This window comes from Streptomyces sp. NPDC036822 (genome assembly GCF_055609145.1).
On sequence record NZ_JBVJPY010000029.1, the window covers coordinates 18,073 to 37,707 of the forward strand.

Genomic DNA, 19,635 nt, shown 5'->3' on the forward strand with positions numbered 1-19,635 from the left:
TCCCCTGCCGGGTGCTCGTCCGGGCGTCAGGCTCCCAGCGGCGCGGGCGCCGGCGCGGGCGCCGCCTCCGCCGACCCGGCCCGCTGCCGGTGGGAGGGGTGCACGGGCATCTCCGTCAGACCGGGGTAGTAGACGTGCAGGCTGACCGCCGGCTCCAGCGAGTCGTTGACGACCTCGTGGACGTACCCGGGCGCGAACACCCGCTGCGCCCCCGCGCCGAGGGTCCGCAGGCCCCGGTCCGTACGCTCCGTCAGCTTGCCCTCCAGGACGGTCAGGACGCCGGACGAGCCGCCGTGGTCGTGCGTGCCGCTGCCCTGGCCGGGGACCCAGGACAGCAGCCAGACCTCGTAACCGGGGCCGGTGCGCAGCCGGTGGTACCAGCGGGTGGTGGCGTCGTACCGGACGTACGGGGCCCACTGCGCGCGGTCGGCGGCGATGGAGTGGGCCAGGCCCGCGAACTCGGCCACGGTGGAGGGGTGCTCGCGGGCGGGCTGGAGGAGGTGCTGAACCTCGAGGATGTCGCCGGCGATCTGGAGGTCGCTGTCGCTGCTGTTCATGGGTGCGGTGGTTCCTCGGCAGGAGCAGAAGTGTGCAGTGCGGGGGTGTCGCGAAAAAAGTGGGGGTGTCCCGGGAAAACGGGGGTAACGCGAGAAGGGTGACGCGAGAGAGCGAGAGGACCGGCGCCCTACGGCATCGATGGCCGGGGCAGCGACAGCCGGTCGACCGGCGGCTGGTGGATCAACAGCCGGGACAACAACAGCAACAGCGCGCCTGCACAGCGCGGCGGAACCCACGGGCGTGGGTCGCGGCGGGCGCTGAGGTCGCTGGCATGGCACCAAAGGTGACGGGCGGGCGTCCCGACTGTCAACTCAATGCCCGTTTTGGGGGTAATGTTTCACCTCATCCGGTTACAGCGCCCGGAGAAAGGTTTGTGCACCCCCGGACCAGGAGACATGGCGCAGCAACCGAGCCCGTAAACGCGGCGGCAGTCCTGTGATCGGACTGTGATCCGGATCGCTTCCGTGGCTGAATCGCAACAAGATCCAAGCCTTGGGCGTCCTTCCCTGCGAGGAGGGGCGGTGGGTCAGGCCGGTGGCATGTGTCAGGTTTTTGGTGATTTGAACACTTTCCGCATAGCCTTGGTTCCGCAGAGTGAATACCGGGCCCAATAGCAGATTCCGGCTTGACTCGCACAGAGCACGAACTTGTAATTTCACTCGTGTCGTTCGGCCGGAATCGGTAACGGCTACATCACGGGGACGCAAAAGACAGACGAGGGGCGCACATGACCGAGTTGTTCCAGGAACTGCTGGTCGAGGACGCGGACGAGGAACTCGGCTGGCAGGAGCGCGCACTGTGCGCCCAGACCGATCCCGAGTCCTTCTTCCCCGAGAAGGGCGGCTCGACCCGTGAGGCCAAGAAGGTCTGCCTGGCCTGTGAGGTCCGCTCCGAATGCCTGGAGTACGCCCTGCAGAACGACGAACGCTTCGGTATCTGGGGCGGTCTGTCCGAACGCGAACGCCGCCGTCTGAAGAAGGCCGCCGTCTGACCGGAGCCCGCCCGGCTCCGCTTGCCGCACCGCGTACGCCGGCGCACACCCGCCGCACGCCGGAAAACCGCGCACACCTGTACACACCGAACGGTCCGCTCCCTGTGCTCTGTCCACAGGCGGCGGACCGTCGCCGTTGACAGCCGTTAGTGTGGGGCCCCGTCCGAGACGCACCCACGCCCCCCGCGGGCGACCCCGGCCGGAGGGCCCGTACCTCGATGTCCTCAACTCCCGAGTTTCCGCGACACGTCGTCACCGCCGTGCTCGTCGCCCACGACGGCGCCCGCTGGCTGCCGGACGCCCTCGCCGGGCTGCTCGCCCAGGAACGCCCCGTGCAGAACGTCGTCGCGGCCGACACCGGCAGCGCCGACGACTCCGCGCAGCTGCTCGCCGACGCGATCGGCGCCGACCGCGTCCTGCACCTCGCCCGCCGCACCGGCTTCGGAGCCGCCGTCGAGGAGGCCGCCCGCACCGCCCCCGTGCTCGGACCCGAGGAACTGCCCTACCTGAAGCGGCCCAGTGGCTGGGACCCCGTCAGCCGGACCTGGCGCGACGACGCCTACGACCTGCCCGAGCTCCCCCACGGGGAACCCGTGCAGTGGCTCTGGCTCCTCCACGACGACTGCGCCCCCGAGCCCGACGCCCTCGCCGAACTCCTCCGCGTCGCCGACTCCGACGCGTACGCCGCCGTCGTCGGACCCAAGCTCCGCGGCTGGTACGACCGCAAGCAGCTGCTCGAAGCCGGTGTCTCCATCGCCCGCAGCGGCCGCCGCTGGACCGGACTCGACCGCCGCGAACAGGACCAGGGCCAGCACGACCAGGTCCGCTCCGTCCTGTCCGTCTCGAGCGCCGGCATGCTGATCCGCCGCGACGTCTTCGAGGAACTGGGCGGCTTCGACCGGCGCCTGCCCCTGATGCGCGACGACGTCGACCTGTGCTGGCGCGCCCACTCCGCCGGGCACCGCGTCCTCATCGCCCCCGGCGCCGTCCTGCGGCACGCCGAGGCATCCGCCCGCGAACGCCGCACCGTCGACTGCGCCGGCCGCTCCGTCGCCAACCCGCACCGCGTCGACAAGGCCGGAGCCGTCTTCACCCTCCTCGCCAACACCCGGGGCGCCGCCCTCCCCTACGTCCTGGTGCGGCTGATCCTCGGCACCCTGCTGCGCACCCTCGCCTATCTCGTCGGCAAGGTCCCCGGCCAGGCCGTCGACGAGGTCATGGGCCTCTTCGGCACCCTCCTGCGGCCCGAGCGGATCCTCGCCGCCCGCAAGCGCCGCAAGAACCCCGCCGTGGCCGCGAGCGAACTGCGCCCGCTCTTCCCGCCGCCCGGCGCCACCGTCCGCGCCACCGCCGAACAGGTCGTCGCCAACTTCGGCGGCTCCGACGCCGACTCCGGCGGCTCACGCCACGGCGCCGTCGAAACCGGCCCCGGCGGCGACGACGCCGAATTCCTGGAGATCGAGCAGTTCGCCCGCCTGAAGAAGATCGCCGGCAAGCCGGGACCGCTCCTCTTCGCCCTCCTCCTGATCGTCTCCGTGGTCGCCTGCCGCGGCCTCTTCGGCGGCGGCTCGCTCGCCGGCGGCGCCCTCCTGCCCGCCCCCGACTCCGTCTCCGGCCTCTGGGAGCGGTATGCGGACGCCTGGCACGCCATCGGCACCGGCGGCACCCAGACCGCGCCGCCGTACCTCGCCGTCCTCGCCGGACTCTCCGCGCTGTTCCTCGGCTCCACCTCCTTCGCGCTGACCCTGCTCCTGGTCTGCTCGGTCCCGCTGGCCGGCTTCACCGCCTACTTCGCGGCCCGGCCGATCGTCGAGTCCCGGCTGCTGCGGGCGTGGGGCTCCATCGCGTACGCCTTCCTGCCCGCCGCCACCGGAGCGCTCGCCACCGGACGCCTCGGCACCGCCGTCCTCGCGATCCTGCTCCCGCTCATCGCGCGAGCCGCCGTCGCCGCCGCCGGACTCACCCGCCCCGACCGCGGCAGCTGGCGCGCCACCTGGGCCTACACCTTCCTGCTGACCTTCACGATGGCGTTCACCCCGATCGTCTGGCCGCTCGCGGCCGTCCTCGGCGTCGCCGTCCTCGTCCTGCGCCGCGACGACATCACCGCGTACGGACTCCGCTTCCTCGCCACCGTCGGCACCCCCCTGCTCGTCCTCGCCCCCTGGTCGCTCTCCCTGCTGACCGGACCCGCCGCCTTCCTGCGCGAAGCCGGGCTCGACATCCGTACGGGAACGGCCTCCGCCCTCGACCTGCTCGGGATCAGCCCCGGCGGCCCCGGCACCGTCAGCGGCGTCCTCCTCGTCGGCGTCGTGCTCGCCGCCCTGGCCGCCCTGCTGCGCGAGGAGCGGCAGTTCGCCGTCCGCACCGCCTGGGCCGCCGCGCTCGCCGGCCTCCTCTTCGCCGCGCTGTCCAACGGCGCCGGCGGCACGGGCTGGGCCGGACCCGCCACCCTCGTCTACGGCGCGGCCCTCCTCGTCGCCGGCATGATCGGCGCCGAGGGCGGCCGCACCCGCGTCGCCGCGCACGGCTTCGGCTGGCGCCAGCCCGTCGCCGCCCTCATCGCCCTCGCCGCCGCCCTCGGGCCGGTCGTCGCCGCCGTCACCTGGATGATCGGCGGCGCCGACGGCCCGCTGACCCGGCGCGACCCCGTACAGGTCCCGGCGTTCGTCGCCGAGGAGAGCGGCACCCGCGACCAGCCCCGCACCCTCGTCCTCGGCGGCACCTCGCCGGGCGAGGTCGCCTACACCCTCGTCCGCGGCTCCGGCGGCCGCCTCGGCGACGCCGAACTGGCCGAGGCCGGCGGCGGCGACCCCCTCCTGGACAAGGTCGTCGCCCACCTGGTGGCCGGCTCCGGCGCCGACCAGACGGCGGAGCTGAGCGGCTTCGCGATCCGCTACGTCCTCGTACGCGACGGGGCACCGCGCCAGATGAGCCGCGTCCTGGACGCCACCCCGGGCCTGAGCCGCCTCAGCCAGCTCGACGGCAGCGCCCTGTGGCGCGTCGACCGCGAGGTCGCCCGCGCCATGATCGTCCCCGCCGCCCCGAGCGAGAGCACCCCGGGCGCGGGCGGCACGGGCCAGAGCGGCACGGAGGCGGCCCGGCCGGTCGCCGTCGCCGCGGGCCCCGTCGAAGCGCACACGAAGATCCCGGCGGGCCCCGCGGGACGGATCCTGCGCATCGCCGACCGCGCCGACGACGGCTGGACGGCCACGCTCGACGGCAAGGAACTGAAGAAGACCACCGTCGACGGCTGGGCGCAGGGCTTCGCCCTGCCCGCCGAGGGCGGCCGCCTCGACCTCACGTACGACGAGCCGCTCACCCACACCGTCTGGATCTGGGCGCAGGCCGGCCTCGCCGTCGTCCTGCTCGTCCTCGCCCTGCCCGGCCGGCGCCGCGAGATCGACGACGACCTGCCCGAGGAGGAGGTCGCCATCCCCGCAGAGGCCATGGAGGGCGACGGCCGCCGGGCACGCCGACTGCGCGCCGCCGCCGAGGCCGAGGCCGCCGGGGCGCCGGACGCCGCGGAGGAGGCGGCGGCCGCACCGTCCCCGGAGCCCGTCCCGGTGCCCGCCCAGCAGTCGTACGCCCCCGACGAGTGGCAGCAGGCGGCCCAGGACCCGTACGCCCAGGCCCAGCAGGGCTACCAGCAGCAGTACGCGGAGTACGCGGCCGACCCGTACCAGCAGCACCCGCAGCAGTACGACCAGCAGGCGTACGAGCAGACGTACGAACAGACCTACGGTCAGCAGCAGTACGACCCCTACCAGCAGCAGGGATACGAGCAGCAGCCCTACGGACAGCAAGGGCAGCAGTACGATCAGCAGCCCCCTGACCAGCAGCAGCGCGACCAGCAGCCCCACGAGCAGCAGGCGTACGACCCCTACGCGTATGGCTACGAGACCGAGCAGCGTCCCGACGGGAGCAGCAACCAGTGAAGCGCACCACCCTCTCCCTGATCGCGGCCGCCACCGCCCTCGCCGCCGTCACGGGCTTCGCCGCCCTGACCGCGCCCGACGGCACCACCACCGCCCCGGCCACCGCCGGCCGGTCGCTGCCCGTGGAGCGCTCCAGCCTGCTCTGCCCCGCGCCGAGTACGTCCGAGGTGGCCGAGACGGTCTACACCTCGTACACCCCGGCCGGGAAGAGCGACGCCGGAGCAGGCACGCCGGGTACCGGCAAGGCCACGGCGGGTAAGGCGGAGCTGAAGCCCGCTTCCGCCGCCGCGCCCGCCGACGCCAAGCCGAAGAAGCCCGGGGCCGTCAAGCCCCCGGCGACCGCCGGTCGTCCCGGCACGCCCGTCACCGCCAAGGCCGACGGCGGAGCCGTCCCGGCCCTCACCGGCTCGGCGACCGGCTCCCTCGCCCCGGGCTGGACCGTCCAGCAGACCACGGTCGTCCCGGCCGGCGGCTCCCGCGGACTCCTCGGCGTCTCCTGCACGGCACCCGACACGGACTTCTGGTTCCCGGCCGCCTCCACGGCCAAGGAGCGCCAGGACTACGTCCACCTCACCAACCCCGACGACACCGCGGCCGTCGCCGACATCGAGCTGTACGGCCCCGAAGGGGTGCTCCCGTCGCAGCTGACCGAGGGCATCCCCGTCCCGGCCCACGCCACCGTCCCGGTCCTCCTCTCCACGCTCACCGGGGAGGCGCCGAAGGCCGACGTGACGGTCCATGTCACGACCCGCAGCGGCCGCGTCGGCGCGGTCGTCGGGGCCGCCGACGACAAGCTCGGCAGCGACTGGCTCTCCGCCTCGGCCGACCCGGCCCCCCGCGCGGTCCTGCCCGGCATCCCGAAGGACGCCACGTCGGTGCGCCTGGTGGCGTACGCGCCCGGCGACGACGACGCCGACCTCAAGATCCAGCTGGTCGGCGAGAGCGGCACGATCGTGCCGGCGAGCGCCCCGTCCCTCCAGGTGAAGTCGGGGATGACCGCGGCCGTCGACATGCCGGACCTCACCCGCGGGGAGGCGGGTTCGCTGCTGCTGGCGCCGGCCGACCCGAAGAAGCCCACCCCGGTGGTCGCCGCCCTGCGGGTGGTCCGCGGCAAGGGCGACAAGCAGGAGGTCGCCTTCATCCCGGCGACCCCCGCGATCACCGCCCGCGCCACCGTCGCCGACAACCGCGCGACCGGCTCGACGCTCTCCCTGACCGCCCCCGCCGAGACCGCCGAGGTCAAGGTCACCGCCTCCGCCGGATCGGAGGGCGGCACCGCGGTCTCGAAGACCTTCACGATCAAGGCCGGCACGACGACCGCCGTGGCACCGCCGGTCCCGGCGGGGCTGAAGGGCTCCTACGCGCTGACGGTCGAACGCGTCTCGGGGGGCCCGGTCCACGCGTCGCGCGCGCTCGCGCTTCCCCAGGACGGCGTGCCGATGTTCACGGTCCAGACGCTGTCCGACGACCGGGGGACGGTCGAGGTCCCGACGGCGAGGCAGGATCTCTCCGTCCTGGACGACTGACGCTCATGAAGCTCGTACGGGGAGGGGCCGAGGTCCGGACGGCTACGGGGCTCGGACGGGGACGAGGCTCGGACGAGGCCGGGCAGGGCCGGGCGAGGCCACGTAAGGCATAGGCATGCCCGCGGCCACGCACGGCACGCGCGCGGCCGTTGGAGGTGCCGGTCCCCGCTCGTCAGTCCTGCCCGTACCGGGGATCGACCGACTCGGGAGACAGGCCCAGCAGCTCCGCCACCTGCTCCACCACGACCTCGTGGACCAGCAGCGCCCGCTCGTCACGGCTCTTGGAGCGGATCTCCACGGGGCGCCGGTAGACGACCACCCGCGCGGGGCCGCTCTTCTCCGCCGGCGTCGAACCCCCTAGGGGAACGGCCTCGCCCGACACCGACGGCGGTACGTCCAGCACCATGAACTCCACGTCCGCCAGCTGCGGCCAGCGCCGCTCCAGCCGCTCGACGGAGTCCAGGACGAGATCGCGGAACGAGTCCGCACGACTCGCGGACAGCGGGACCTGCGGCGGGGCGACCGGGCCGCGCATCCCGCGGCCGTGCCGGTCGCGGCGACGCGGTCGCGGCTCCGTCGCAGCGGAGCCCGACCCGCCCGGCCGGGATTCGCCCGGACACGACTCGTGCGGGTTCGACTCGCCCGGATCCGACCGGCCCGGACCCGCATCGGCCGGGTTCGACTCCGCGGAGGCCGGCTCCGCGGGGTTCGACGTCGGACGGGACGAGGGGCGCGGCGGCACAGGACTGTCCATCACTGACGCAGCGTAACTCTCCTCGGTGTTCCACGGCCGGGGCGAACACCGGCCAGGCCCGGATCGGCCGGACCCCGCCTGTCGTTTGTTGAGCATTCCGGCCAAGCGACGGCTCGATTCCATACGTCGCCGCGATCGGCCGTCTGGCCGTCCCTGACCGGATTAAGGTCGACCGCTGTCCGGATCGACGGTCGCCGCCGCCCCCGCCGCCCTCCTCCCGCCCAGGTCAGCGGGGCCGCGCCCAGAGGGACCGTGGCCGACGTCACACCGCGACACGGGCGAGTGACCTGGCGGAGAGTCGTCGCGGCCCGCTCAAGAGTGCGGTACCGTCCAACGTCGTGAGCCCTGTACGTCGCTGTTCGCGCACCGCGTGCGGCCGCCCTGCCGTCGCGACACTGACGTACGTCTATGCCGACTCGACTGCGGTCCTCGGCCCGCTCGCCACCTACGCCGAGCCCCACTGCTACGACCTGTGTGCCGAACACAGCGAGCGCCTCACCGCCCCGCGCGGCTGGGACGTCGTGCGGCTCACGGACGGCTCCGCCCCGTCCCGGCCCAGCGGGGACGACCTCGAAGCCCTCGCCAACGCGGTACGGGAGGCGGCGCGCCCCCAGGAACGCGCGGCCGAGGCGGGCGGCAAGGGCGGCGGCCGCGGCGGCGACCCCATGGAGGTCGGACGCCGCGGACATCTGCGGGTCCTGCGCTCCCCGGACTCCTGACCCACCCCCGCGCTCTCCGCCGTAACGCTTCCGCTCCGGCGGTCCCGTCGCCCCGGCGGGAGGGTGGCGACGCCCGCCGTCCCGGCACGTGAGCATCCCGGCACGGGGCGAAACCGGCCACTCCCCGCCGACCGACCCCTCGGTCTGCGTCGCCGTGCCCCCGCCCGGGTAGTTTGGGCGTTCCGCACACGCGCCGCATACGCGTGCAGAGACCTCAGGAGGGTTGTTCCGTGGCTGCTGATCTGTCGCAGATCGTGAAGGCGTACGACGTCCGCGGGGTGGTGCCGGATCAGTGGGACGAGGGTCTCGCCGAACTCTTCGGCGCCGCGTTCGTACGGGTGACGGGCGCGGACGCGATCGTCGTCGGCCATGACATGCGCCCCTCGTCGCCGGGGCTCTCGGACGCCTTCGCGCGCGGCGCCGCCCGCCTGGGCGCCGACGTCACGCTGATCGGGCTCTGCTCCACGGACCAGCTCTACTTCGCCTCCGGGCAGCTGAACCTGCCGGGCGCGATGTTCACGGCCTCGCACAACCCGGCGCAGTACAACGGCATCAAGATGTGCCGCGCGGGCGCCGCCCCGGTCGGCCAGGACACCGGCCTCGCGGAGATCCGCACGCTCGTCGAGCAGTGGTCGGAGCAGGGCGCGCCCGAGGCCGCCCCGGCGGCCGGCGCGATCACCCGGCAGGACAGCCTGCAGGACTACTCCACGTACCTGCGGAACCTCGTCGACCTCACCGCGATCCGTCCGCTGAAGGTCGTCGTGGACGCGGGCAACGGCATGGGCGGCCACACCGTCCCGACCGTCTTCGCGGACCTCCCGCTGGACGTCGTGCCGATGTACTTCGAACTCGACGGCACGTTCCCCAACCACGAGGCCAACCCCCTCGACCCGAAGAACATCGTCGACCTCCAGGCCCGCGTCCGCTCCGAGGGCGCCGACCTCGGCCTCGCCTTCGACGGTGACGCCGACCGCTGCTTCGTCGTCGACGAGCGCGGCGAGCCGGTCTCCCCGTCCGCGATCACGGCCCTGGTCGCCGCGCGCGAGCTGGCGAAGCACCCGGGCGGCACGGTCATCCACAACCTGATCACCTCCTGGTCGGTCCCCGAGGTCGTGCGCGAGAACGGCGGCACGCCGGTCCGCACCCGGGTCGGGCACTCCTTCATCAAGGAGGAGATGGCCAAGACGGGCGCGATCTTCGGCGGCGAGCACTCCGCCCACTACTACTTCAGGGACTTCTGGAACGCCGACACCGGCATGCTCGCGTCCCTCCACGTCCTGGCGGCCCTCGGCGGCCAGCAGGGCACGCTGTCCGAGCTGGTCGCCGCGTACGACCGCTACGCCTCCTCCGGCGAGATCAACTCCACCGTCGCCGACCAGACCGCTCGCATGGCGGCGGTCAAGGCCGCGTACGCGGGCCGGGACGGCGTGACGCTCGACGAGCTGGACGGCCTGACCGTGACGGCCGAGGACTGGTGGTTCAACCTCCGCGCCTCGAACACCGAGCCGCTGCTGCGCCTGAACGTCGAAGCCCGCGACGAGGCCACCATGGCCGAACTGCGCGACGAGGTCCTCGCCCTCGTCCGCTCGACCGCCTGAGCCCTGAGCCCCGAGCCCCGGGCCCCGAAGAGCAAAGCCCGCACCGGCCCCGGCAGGCCCCCGCAAGGGGTCCCGCCGGGGCCGGCCCGCATCGGCGGACCGGATGCGGCGGGCTTTCCCTGGAACGGGTTCCAGGGCCTCTACCGGGCCCCGGCTCCGCACCCGCTCGCGTCCCGGATTCGGCCGCCGAACCATCTCCTGCCTCTGCGCGGGGCTGACGCCGTCGCCGTACCGCACACCAGGCGGGTCCGACACCGTCCCGTACGGACTCGAAGGAGGCCAACGCCGTCCGGTACGGACGAGGCAGGTCCGACGCCGCCCCCCGTACCGGAATCCGATGCCGGCTTCGGCTCCCCGGCTGCTCCTACAGGGGCCCGACAGGTCCCGGCGAGGTCCGCCGGGCTTCGATCCGGTCCCCGACCTGCCCCCGGCAGGCCTCCGCCGCACCCCGCACGCCCTCGCGGCACCCCCGCCCGTCCCGCAACGGCTCCGTCGAGTCCCCGACCGGCTCCACCCACGCCCCGTCAGACCCCCGACCGACTCCCGCCACACCCCCGCCACGCCCCCGTCGGCGCCCCGTCGATTCCCCGCCGGATCCTCGCCGAAGGACAGGGCGGGCACGGAGCCGCGCCCCTGGTTCCCCGGCGGTAGGCTGACCTGGCCCGAAGCCAGCCAGCACCACCATCGTTTGTTCGAAGGGACCCCTCATGCCGCTCGAAGCCGGCCTCCTGGAGATCCTGGCCTGCCCGGCCTGCCACGCGCCGCTCAACGACCGCACGGCGGCCGAGACCCCCGAGCTGGTCTGCACGGGCGACGGCTGCGGCCTGGCCTACCCCGTCCGCGACGGCATCCCGGTCCTCCTCGTGGATGAGGCCCGCCGCCCGGGGTAGAGGCGAACAACAGCCGCCGACGGCGCTGTCCGGCCGCGGTACGCCCGCCGGCCGACACCCCAGCCGCAAGGGTGGTGCGCGTGGCAGCACGGGCCCGGCCGACGGCCGGGCGCGCCACCGGGACCACCACCACCAAGCCGCACGCCCCGCCCTGCTTCGGAGGCCCCATGCTGGACGAGACCCTCCTCGACGCACCGGACGCCCTCGCGCTCGCCGACCGCCGCGGTCTCCTGCGCGGCGCCGCCGAAGCGGGAGCACGGGTACGGACAGCCGCCCGCCACGCCGCCGAGGCCGGTATCTCCGATCTCCGCCCCGAGGGCCGCCCCCGCGCCGTCCTCGTCGCGGGCCCCGGCACCGCGGCCGCCGGCGTCGCCGACCTGGTCGGCTCCCTCGCCGGCGCCTCCGCCCCGGTCATCCGGCTCCAGCCCACCGGTGTCGCCGCCGCGGCGGGCGCCCTGCGCTGGGCCCTCCCCGGCTGGGCAGGCTCCGTGGATCTCCTGCTGATCCCGACGACCGACGGTTCGGAGCCCGGTCTCGCCCTCCTCGCCGAACAGGCGTACCGCCGCGGCATCACCGTCGTCGCCGTCGCCCCCCGGACCTCCCCTCTCTCCGAGGCCGTCAACGGCTCCCGCGGCCTGCTCGTGCCGATGGCCACGGCCCCGTTCGAGAGCGCCGAGGAGACCTCCGACGACCTCGCCGCCGGCCCGAGCGCCCTGTGGGCCCTGTTCACCCCGCTCCTGGTCCTGCTCGACCGCGTCGGACTCCTCGACGCCCCCCAGGAGACCCTGGAGAAGGTCGCCGACCGCCTGGACCGTACGGCCGAGCGCTGCGGACCGGCCATCGCCACGTACAGCAACCCCGCCAAGACGCTGGCCGCCGAACTCGCCGACTCCCTGCCCCTGATCTGGACCGAGGGCGCCGCCGCGGGACCCGCGGGCCGCCGTTTCGCCGCCGTGCTCGCCGAGCTGGCCGGACTGCCCGCGCTCGCCGCCGAACTCCCCGAGGCCCTCCCCGCCCACGGCGTCCTGCTCGCGGGTGCCTACGCCGCGGGCGCCGACCCCGACGACTTCTTCCGCGACCGCGTCGACGAGCCGCAGGCCCTGCGCGCCCGGGTCGTGCTCCTGCGCGACCGGCCGGCCGGCGGCCTGACCGCCGCCCCCGCCGCCCGCGAACTCGCCCTCGGCCACGAGACGGCCATCAGCGAACTGGAACCCGAGGAGGGCAGCGAGCTGGAGGCCCTGGCCGAGCTCCTCGCCGTCACCGACTTCGCCGCCGTGTACCTCTCCCTCGCCTCCGCGGGAATCACCCCGCACACCCCCTGACACCGGATCGCCAGGTCACCACCGGCCCCACCGCCGTCCACCCGCACGACCCGTACCACCATCCGCCCCATCCGCATCACCCGTACCACCGCACCGAGGAAGGCTGGAAGGCCCCATGGACCGCCTCGTCAACACCGTCCGCCCCTACGCCTGGGGCTCCACGACGGCCATCCCGGAACTCCTCGGCACCACCCCCAGCGGTGAACCCCAGGCCGAGATGTGGATGGGCGCCCACCCAGGAGCCCCCTCCCGCACCGAGCGCGGAGCGCTGAACGAGGTCATCGACGCCGACCCCGTACGCGAACTGGGCGCCCGCACCGTCGAGAAGTTCGGCCCGCACCTGCCCTTCCTGTTCAAGGTGCTCGCGGCCGGCGCCCCGCTCTCCCTCCAGGTCCACCCCGACCTCGCCCAGGCCGAGGCCGGATTCGCCGCGGAGCAGGCGGCCGGCATCCCCGTCGACTCGCCCCGGCGCAACTACAAGGACCCTCAGCACAAGCCCGAACTCATCTGCGCCCTCACGCCGTTCACCGGGCTCTGCGGCTTCCGCGCCCCCGCCGAGGCCGCCGACACCCTCGCCGCGCTCGGTGTCGACTCCCTCAAGCCGTACGTCGACCTGCTGCACGCCCACCCCGAAGAGGCCGCCCTGCGCGAGGTCCTGACGGCGCTGCTGACAGCCGATCGCGAGGAGATGGCCCACACCGTCGCCGAGGCCACGGCCGCCGCCGACCGCCTGGGCGGTGACCACGCCCCGTACGCCACCCTCGCCCACCACTTCCCGTCGGACCCCGGCGTCATCGCCGCCATGCTCCTCAACCCCGTGCGGCTCCAGCCCGGCGAAGCCATGTACCTCGGTGCCGGAGTCCCGCACGCCTACCTCGACGGCCTCGGCGTCGAGATCATGGCCAACTCCGACAACGTCCTGCGCTGCGGCCTGACCCCGAAGCACGTCGACGTACCGGAACTGCTGCGCGTCGTCCGCTTCGAACCGATGGACCCGACCCTCCTGCGCCCCGAGGCATCCGAGTCGGGTGAGGAGGTCTACGACACCCCCATCGACGAGTTCCGGCTCTCCCGCTACGTCCGGGCGGAGGGCGCGGTCCCCACCGATGTCACCGCGGCCGCCCCGCAGATCCTCCTCGCCGTGGCCGGCCGCCCCCGTGTCGGCGAACTCCCCCTCGCACCGGGCGAATCGGTCTTCGTACCGGCCGGCGAGAGCATCGAACTGTCAGGTGCGGGTACGGTCTTCCGCGCCACCGTCGTGGCCTGATGTAAAAATGTGCGGCCGCACAGCGGCGGCGACAGCACGGCCGGAGCACCGACGAAGGGAACACGTACATCCATGAGCGCGTCAGGCGGAACCAAGGCGATCGTGGCGGCACTCGCCGCCAACCTCGCGATCGCGGTAGCCAAGTTCGTGGCGTTCCTCTTCAGCGGTTCGTCCTCGATGCTCGCCGAGAGCGTGCACTCCCTCGCCGACTCCGGCAACCAGGGCCTGCTCCTCCTCGGCGGCAAGCGGGCCCAGCGCGAGGCGACCCCGCAGCACCCCTTCGGCTACGGCCGCGAGCGGTACATCTACGCCTTCCTCGTCTCCATCGTGCTCTTCTCCGTCGGTGGCATGTTCGCCATCTACGAGGGCTACGAGAAGATCAAGCACCCGCACGCCATCGAGGCCTGGTACTGGCCGGTCGGCGTCCTCGTCTTCGCGATCATCGCCGAGACGTTCTCGTTCCGTACGGCCATCAAGGAGTCGAACCAGATCCGCGGCGGGCTCTCCTGGACCGAGTTCGTCCGCCGGGCGAAGGCCCCCGAGCTGCCGGTCGTCCTCCTGGAGGACCTCGGAGCGCTCGTCGGCCTGGTCCTCGCCCTCGGTGGCGTCAGCCTGGCCCTCGTCACCGGTGACGGCCTCTGGGACGGCATCGGCACGCTCTGCATCGGCATCCTGCTCATCGTGATCGCGCTCGTCCTGGCCGCCGAGACCAAGTCGCTGCTGCTCGGTGAGTCGGCCGGCACCGAGCAGGTGAAGCAGATCGAGGATGCGGTCGTCGACGGCGTGACCGTCACCCGCCTCATCCACATGCGCACGCTCCACCTCGGCCCCGAGGAACTCCTCGTCGCCGCCAAGATCGCCGTCCGGCACGACGAGACGGCCACCGAGGTCGCGACCGCCATCAACGCCGCCGAGGACCGCATCCGTGCCGCCGTCCCGATCGCGCGGGTCATCTACCTCGAGCCGGACATCTACAGCGAATCGGCCGCCGCCTCCGGCACCGATCCCGCGAAGTCGCCCGGCGGATCCGGCCACTGAATCCGCCACCCGCAGGGAGGGCCCCGGACCGTCCGGTCCGGGGCTTTTCCCGTCCCCGGGCGGCCTCCCGACCCCCTGTCGAGGCCGGATTCGGCCGAATCCCGGCCCCGGGCGGACTGTGGGTCGACGGGCTGATCGGTGTAGATTCGTGACCAGCCAGACGTCGCTGCTGATGGCGGTCGGGCGGTCCACGGACCGGCCGAGGGAGAGAGGGCCTCCGACGACTGCACCGCGGGAGTACCCGGGCATTCGTATGCCCGCGGTGTCCCGAGCCGCGGTGTCAGGCGCTTCAACCGACCCTCGAACCCGATTCACGAGGAGCAGCCCAGTCATGACGACTGTCGCCAACCAGCAGGACTTCAAGGTCGCCGACCTGTCCCTGGCCGCCTTCGGCCGCAAGGAGATCACCCTCGCCGAGCACGAGATGCCCGGCCTGATGTCGATCCGCCGCGAGTACGCCGAGCAGCAGCCCCTCGCCGGCGCCCGGATCACCGGCTCCCTGCACATGACCGTGCAGACGGCCGTCCTCATCGAGACCCTGGTCGCCCTGGGCGCCGAGGTCCGCTGGGCCTCCTGCAACATCTTCTCCACCCAGGACCACGCCGCCGCGGCGATCGCCGTCGGCCCGACCGGCACCCCCGAGGCCCCCGCCGGCGTCCCCGTCTTCGCCTGGAAGGGCGAGACCCTGGAGGAGTACTGGTGGTGCACGGAGCAGGCCCTGACCTGGCCGAACACCCCCACCGGCGGCCCGAACATGATCCTGGACGACGGCGGTGACGCCACCCTCCTCGTCCACAAGGGCGTCGAGTTCGAGAAGGCCGGCTCCGCCCCGGACCCGTCCACGGCGGACTCCGAGGAGTACGGCCACATCCTCACCCTGCTGAACCGCACGCTGTCCGAGTCCCCCCAGAAGTGGACCCAGCTCGCGTCCGAGATCCGCGGCGTGACGGAGGAGACCACCACCGGTGTCCACCGCCTCTACGAGATGATGTCCGAGGGCACCCTGCTCTTCCCGGCGATCAACGTCAACGACGCCGTCACCAAGTCGAAGTTCGACAACAAGTACGGCTGCCGCCACTCCCTCATCGACGGCATCAACCGCGCCACCGACGTCCTCATCGGCGGCAAGACCGCCGTGGTCTTCGGCTACGGCGACGTCGGCAAGGGCTGTGCCGAGTCGCTCCGCGGCCAGGGCGCCCGCGTCATCGTCACCGAGATCGACCCGATCTGCGCCCTGCAGGCGGCGATGGACGGCTACCAGGTCGCGACCCTCGAGGACGTCGTAGAGACGGCCGACATCTTCATCACGACCACCGGCAACAAGGACATCATCATGGCCGCCGACATGGCCAAGATGAAGCACCAGGCCATCGTCGGAAACATCGGCCACTTCGACAACGAGATCGACATGGCCGGCCTGGCCAAGATCGACGGCATCGTCAAGGACGAGGTCAAGCCCCAGGTCCACACCTGGAAGTTCCCCGACGGCAAGGTCCTGATCGTCCTCTCCGAGGGCCGTCTGCTGAACCTGGGCAACGCCACGGGCCACCCGTCCTTCGTGATGTCGAACTCCTTCGCGGACCAGACCCTGGCCCAGATCGAGCTCTTCACCAAGCCGGAGCAGTACCCGACCGACGTCTACGTGCTCCCGAAGCACCTCGACGAGAAGGTCGCCCGTCTCCACCTCGACGCGCTGGGCGTGAAGCTCACGACCCTCCGCCCCGAGCAGGCCGCCTACATCGGCGTCAAGGTCGAGGGCCCGTACAAGCCGGACCACTACCGCTACTGATGCCACGACCGACGGCGCCCGCGCACTGACGCACACCGTCGGCAGCACCCGTAGAGGACTCAGGCAGGCCCCCGCACCCCCGTGCCGGGGGCCTGCCGCGTCCCTCACCGGGCGTCCCGGCCCGCACCGGACCTACCGCCCCAGGAACCACCCGAGGACCCATGCCCCGCGGCCGCTATTCGCTCCATGACCCGCACGATCGCACCCCCCTCGGCGAAGAACACTTCCACTGCGCGCCCGGCCCCTCCGGCTGGCGCTACGTCTCCCAGACCACCACCCCCTCCGGCGACCACACCGGCTCCGTCGACCTGGCCATCGACGAGCTCGGCCGCCCCATCCGTCTCGAACTCCACGCCGCGAGCTGGCAGGTCCGCGGCGCGGCCCTCGACGGCGTCACCTGGGTCCGTACCGACCCCACCGGCACCCATGCCACGGAAGGCAACGTGCGCGCCCATGCCTTCACCGGCACCTCACCGGCATTCCTCGTCGCGATCACCCGACTCCTGCGCCTCACCCCCGGCTCCCCCGCGACCCGCGTCCGACTCGTCGCCTTCACCGGTGGGGTGCTCGCCCCCCTCACGACCGACCAGTCCTGGGCCCTGGTGAAGAGTGAAGCGCACGCCACTGACAACGGCCCCCTGACCGTGGACGAATACCAGGTCGACGCCCTGGACACGGGGGAGCGGCACACCCTGCACATCACCGGCGACGTGGTCCTCTCCGCCCCCGGCATCGAGCTCGAAGCCCTGGAGACCCCGCCCTCGGTCTTCCCCTGAAAGACGCCCTAGGCGGGAGGCGCGAACCCCGTAGCGGGAGGGGCGGGGTCGGAGGTGGGCTCAGCGGATGGGGCAGGAGCGGCCGGAGCCGCCCCCACCGGGGCAGCGCCGGGCGCCGCGAACCCGGAGCTCTGCCCGGCAGCCTGGCCAGGCTCCACCGCCGGCACGTAGCCGCTCCCCACACCGCTCGCGTGGCCGCCCCCGACGCCGCCGGCCGCCCCGGCCGGGGCGAAGGCGCGTCGCGCCTCCCGCGCCTGCCGCTCGCCGACCACACCCGCCAGATAGTCCGCGGCCGGCACCCCGGGCGGCGGAGGCGTCCCGGTCCGTGCGACCAGCTCGTCGGCCAGCCGCTCGGCGAGCTGCCGCCCCACGCCCGGATCCAGCTGCCGCATCCGCGTCAGGTACTGCCGTATCTCCAGCCACAGCCCGTCCGGCACGGCGGAGAGATCCAGCTGACCGAACCTTCCGACCAGCCAGGGCGGGGGAGGAGGAACAGCCGCTGCCCGTACCGCCGGCACCCGCTCGCGCACGACGAGCGCCCCCGCGAAGACATCGCCGACGCGCCGCCCCCGCTCGGACACCAGCGAGGCGATGCACGCGACGACCCCGAACGTCATGAGGATCTCCACGACCCCCATCGCGCCGCGCACCAGCGCGTGCCGGAAACGGATCGGCCCCCCGTCGTCCCGCACCACCCGCAGCCCACACGCCATCTTGCCGAGCGACCGCCCGTGCGACAGCGTCTCCACCGCGATCGGCGCCCCGACCAGCACCAGCAGGAACGAGGCGATCGAGAGCGCCATCTGCGCGGCCTCGTCCAGCGAGGCCGTGGCGAACGCGAGCCCGACGGATATCAGCACGTACACCGTGAGCACCACCGCGAGGTCGATGCACAGCGCCAGAGCCCGGCTCGGCAGCCTCGCCGGCTGCAGCCCCAGTACGACGGCGTCCCCCGTCACAACCCCGCTCACGACGCCCACCCTTCTCCGACCTTCCCGACCCCTCGGTACGACAGTCTGCCAAGCTGACCCGCAGCGCGCCGCAGTAGTACGCACCCGTACGCACCCAGTGCCTGGAGCAGCAGCCGATCATGGACCTCGACGTCTACGTCACCGCCCACCGCGCCGAGTGGGAACGCCTGGACCACCTCCTGCGCCGGGGCGGCAAGCTCACCGGCGCCGAGGCCGACGAACTCGTGGCCCTCTACCAGCGCACGGCCACCCACCTCTCGCTGATCCAGTCCAGTGCTCCGGACCCGATGCTGACGGCCCGCCTCACCCAGCTCGTGGCCCGCGCCCGCGCCGCCGTCACCGGCACCCGCCGCGCCTCCTGGCGCGACGCCGTCACCTTCCTGACCGCCGGATTCCCGGCCGCGGTCTACCGCTCCCGTCACTGGTGGGTACCGACCGCCGTCCTCTCCACCCTCCTCGCGGCGCTCATCGGCTGGTGGATCGGGACGCACCCGGAAGTCCAGTCGGCGATCGGCGCCCCGGCCGACCTGCGCGAGATGACCCGCCCGGGCGGCCAGTACGAGACGTACTACTCCAGCCATCCCGCGGCCTCCTTCGCCGCCCAGGTCTGGACGAACAACGCCCAGGCCGCCGCCATGTGCCTGGTCCTCGGCGCGTTCCTGTGCTTCCCCGTGCTGTGGATCCTCTTCCTCAACATGCTGAACCTCGGCGTCGGCATCGGCCTGATGTCCGCCGCCGGCCGCCTCGACGTCTTCCTGGGCCTGGTGCTCCCGCACGGCCTGCCCGAACTGACCGCCGTCTTCGTCGCCGCCGGCACCGGCCTACGGCTCGGCTGGACCCTCATCGACCCCGGCCCCATGACCCGCCGCGCCGCCCTCGCCCAGCAGGGACGCGCCGCCGTCGGCATGGCCGTGGGACTCGCTCTGGTCCTCTTCGTCTCCGGCCTGATCGAAGGCTTCGTCACCCCCTCCGGCCTCCCCACGTGGGCCCGCATCACCATCGGAATCGCCGCTGAACTGGCATTCCTCGCCTACGTCTACGTCCTGGGCGCCCGCGCGGCCCGCGCCGGAGACACCGGCGACGTGGAGGAGTCCGACCGCAGCGCTGAGCTGCCGACGGCCGCCTGATGTGCGGAGCACCCCGCTGACCTGCTAGTCTCCTCCTCGCCCACAAAACCTGTTGACACGGGGGATGTGGGGAGGTAGATTCAAACGGTTGCCTGGACTGGACAAGTTCGAGGGCGACCCGATAGTGTCTCTCTCGCTCCGGTCGGAAACTTCGATTTCCACGGAGCCACCCGATTCCTTATTCGAATCACGAAAGCCACCGATTAGGTCGGCCGGATTGAATCTGATAAAGTCGGAACCGCCGGAAAGGAAAGCGCGAAAGCGAATTCCTGGAAGGCGAAACCCGCTCCAGCGGGTGGCGGAAACGGAAATCGGATCTGCTAAGCTGGAAACACGAAAGACCGAAGGGAAAAAGCCCGGAGGAAAGCCCGAGA

15 protein-coding genes are annotated in these 19,635 nt (G+C 72.9%); 12 read left to right on the forward strand and 3 right to left on the reverse strand.

What is annotated here, in order from left to right:
* Positions 1 to 26: 26 nt before the first annotated feature.
* Entirely contained in the window at positions 27 to 557 is a 531-nt protein-coding gene (locus tag ACZ68P_RS34165) for a cysteine dioxygenase (RefSeq protein ID WP_471013060.1), read from the reverse strand.
* Between the two features lie 728 nt (positions 558 to 1,285).
* On the opposite strand from ACZ68P_RS34165, the gene ACZ68P_RS34170 reads away from it, so the two are divergent.
* The 3 genes from ACZ68P_RS34170 (at position 1,286) to ACZ68P_RS34180 (ending at position 7,010) form a co-directional block, all read left to right on the forward strand.
* Positions 1,286 to 1,549: a WhiB family transcriptional regulator gene (locus ACZ68P_RS34170; RefSeq protein WP_015033978.1), complete on the forward strand. Its 264-nt coding sequence runs from the start codon at positions 1,286 to 1,288 to the stop codon at positions 1,547 to 1,549.
* 218 nt (positions 1,550 to 1,767) lie between these two features.
* A complete protein-coding gene (locus ACZ68P_RS34175; RefSeq protein ID WP_471013062.1) occupies positions 1,768 to 5,484 on the forward strand; it encodes a glycosyltransferase family 2 protein in 3,717 nt (1,238 codons plus the stop codon).
* Positions 5,481 to 7,010 (forward strand): DUF5719 family protein, encoded by a 1,530-nt coding sequence (locus ACZ68P_RS34180; protein ID WP_471013064.1) that lies wholly within the window; start codon positions 5,481 to 5,483, stop codon positions 7,008 to 7,010. Before ACZ68P_RS34175 ends, ACZ68P_RS34180 begins: the two co-directional genes overlap by 4 nt.
* Positions 7,011 to 7,182: 172 nt before the next feature.
* Here the strand turns inward: ACZ68P_RS34180 and ACZ68P_RS34185 are convergent, their stop codons facing one another.
* Positions 7,183 to 7,545, reverse strand: coding sequence for a metallopeptidase family protein (locus tag ACZ68P_RS34185; protein ID WP_471013066.1), 363 nt, complete (start codon positions 7,543 to 7,545; stop codon positions 7,183 to 7,185).
* 506 nt (positions 7,546 to 8,051) lie between these two features.
* Between ACZ68P_RS34185 and ACZ68P_RS34190 the strand changes: the two genes are divergently transcribed.
* The 8 genes from ACZ68P_RS34190 to ACZ68P_RS34225 all read left to right on the forward strand — a co-directional run bounded on the left by ACZ68P_RS34190 (position 8,052) and on the right by ACZ68P_RS34225 (position 17,163).
* The gene (locus ACZ68P_RS34190; RefSeq protein ID WP_365721941.1) at positions 8,052 to 8,483 is read left to right on the forward strand and encodes a DUF3499 domain-containing protein; all 432 of its coding nucleotides are present in this window, start codon (positions 8,052 to 8,054) and stop codon (positions 8,481 to 8,483) included.
* Between the two features lie 230 nt (positions 8,484 to 8,713).
* Entirely contained in the window at positions 8,714 to 10,081 is a 1,368-nt protein-coding gene (locus ACZ68P_RS34195) for a phosphomannomutase/phosphoglucomutase (protein WP_471013068.1), read from the forward strand.
* A 707-nt stretch (positions 10,082 to 10,788) separates the two neighbouring features.
* Entirely contained in the window at positions 10,789 to 10,971 is a 183-nt protein-coding gene (locus ACZ68P_RS34200; protein WP_471013070.1) for a Trm112 family protein, read from the forward strand.
* A gap of 167 nt (positions 10,972 to 11,138) precedes the next feature.
* Positions 11,139 to 12,293, forward strand: a complete 1,155-nt coding sequence (locus tag ACZ68P_RS34205; protein ID WP_471013082.1) for an SIS domain-containing protein — start codon at positions 11,139 to 11,141, stop codon at positions 12,291 to 12,293.
* Positions 12,294 to 12,408: 115 nt separating this feature from the next.
* Positions 12,409 to 13,560, forward strand: a complete 1,152-nt coding sequence (gene manA, locus ACZ68P_RS34210; RefSeq protein ID WP_471013072.1) for a mannose-6-phosphate isomerase, class I — start codon at positions 12,409 to 12,411, stop codon at positions 13,558 to 13,560.
* Positions 13,561 to 13,632: 72 nt separating this feature from the next.
* Positions 13,633 to 14,598: a cation diffusion facilitator family transporter gene (locus tag ACZ68P_RS34215; protein WP_471013073.1), complete on the forward strand. Its 966-nt coding sequence runs from the start codon at positions 13,633 to 13,635 to the stop codon at positions 14,596 to 14,598.
* Between the two features lie 331 nt (positions 14,599 to 14,929).
* Entirely contained in the window at positions 14,930 to 16,387 is a 1,458-nt protein-coding gene (ahcY, locus tag ACZ68P_RS34220) for an adenosylhomocysteinase (protein WP_471013075.1), read from the forward strand.
* Positions 16,388 to 16,548: 161 nt separating this feature from the next.
* Positions 16,549 to 17,163, forward strand: coding sequence for a hypothetical protein (locus tag ACZ68P_RS34225; protein ID WP_471013077.1), 615 nt, complete (start codon positions 16,549 to 16,551; stop codon positions 17,161 to 17,163).
* Between the two features lie 8 nt (positions 17,164 to 17,171).
* On the opposite strand, the gene ACZ68P_RS34230 is transcribed toward ACZ68P_RS34225, so the two are convergent.
* Positions 17,172 to 18,134 carry an RDD family protein gene (locus tag ACZ68P_RS34230; protein ID WP_471013078.1) on the reverse strand — a complete coding sequence of 321 codons (963 nt, stop codon included), beginning with the start codon at positions 18,132 to 18,134 and terminating at the stop codon, positions 17,172 to 17,174.
* 119 nt (positions 18,135 to 18,253) lie between these two features.
* Here ACZ68P_RS34230 and ACZ68P_RS34235 point away from each other — a divergent pair, with 119 nt between their 5' ends.
* Positions 18,254 to 19,261, forward strand: coding sequence for a stage II sporulation protein M (locus ACZ68P_RS34235; RefSeq protein WP_471013080.1), 1,008 nt, complete (start codon positions 18,254 to 18,256; stop codon positions 19,259 to 19,261).
* Positions 19,262 to 19,635 lie beyond the last annotated feature (374 nt).

Excerpts from the sequence above, each read along its gene's own strand:
- ACZ68P_RS34165 (WP_471013060.1), bottom strand. The coding sequence starts at position 557 with ATGAACAGCAGCGACAGCGACCTCCAGATCGCCGGCGACATCCTCGAG.
- ACZ68P_RS34235 (WP_471013080.1), top strand. The coding sequence starts at position 18,254 with ATGGACCTCGACGTCTACGTCACCGCCCACCGCGCCGAGTGGGAACGC.
- ACZ68P_RS34175 (WP_471013062.1), top strand. The coding sequence starts at position 1,768 with ATGTCCTCAACTCCCGAGTTTCCGCGACACGTCGTCACCGCCGTGCTC.
- manA (WP_471013072.1), top strand. The coding sequence starts at position 12,409 with ATGGACCGCCTCGTCAACACCGTCCGCCCCTACGCCTGGGGCTCCACG.
- ACZ68P_RS34205 (WP_471013082.1), top strand. The coding sequence starts at position 11,139 with ATGCTGGACGAGACCCTCCTCGACGCACCGGACGCCCTCGCGCTCGCC.
- ACZ68P_RS34200 (WP_471013070.1), top strand. The coding sequence starts at position 10,789 with ATGCCGCTCGAAGCCGGCCTCCTGGAGATCCTGGCCTGCCCGGCCTGC.
- ACZ68P_RS34225 (WP_471013077.1), top strand. The coding sequence starts at position 16,549 with ATGCCCCGCGGCCGCTATTCGCTCCATGACCCGCACGATCGCACCCCC.
- ACZ68P_RS34185 (WP_471013066.1), bottom strand. The coding sequence starts at position 7,545 with ATGCGCGGCCCGGTCGCCCCGCCGCAGGTCCCGCTGTCCGCGAGTCGT.
- ACZ68P_RS34170 (WP_015033978.1), top strand. The coding sequence starts at position 1,286 with ATGACCGAGTTGTTCCAGGAACTGCTGGTCGAGGACGCGGACGAGGAA.
- ahcY (WP_471013075.1), top strand. The coding sequence starts at position 14,930 with ATGACGACTGTCGCCAACCAGCAGGACTTCAAGGTCGCCGACCTGTCC.
- ACZ68P_RS34215 (WP_471013073.1), top strand. The coding sequence starts at position 13,633 with ATGAGCGCGTCAGGCGGAACCAAGGCGATCGTGGCGGCACTCGCCGCC.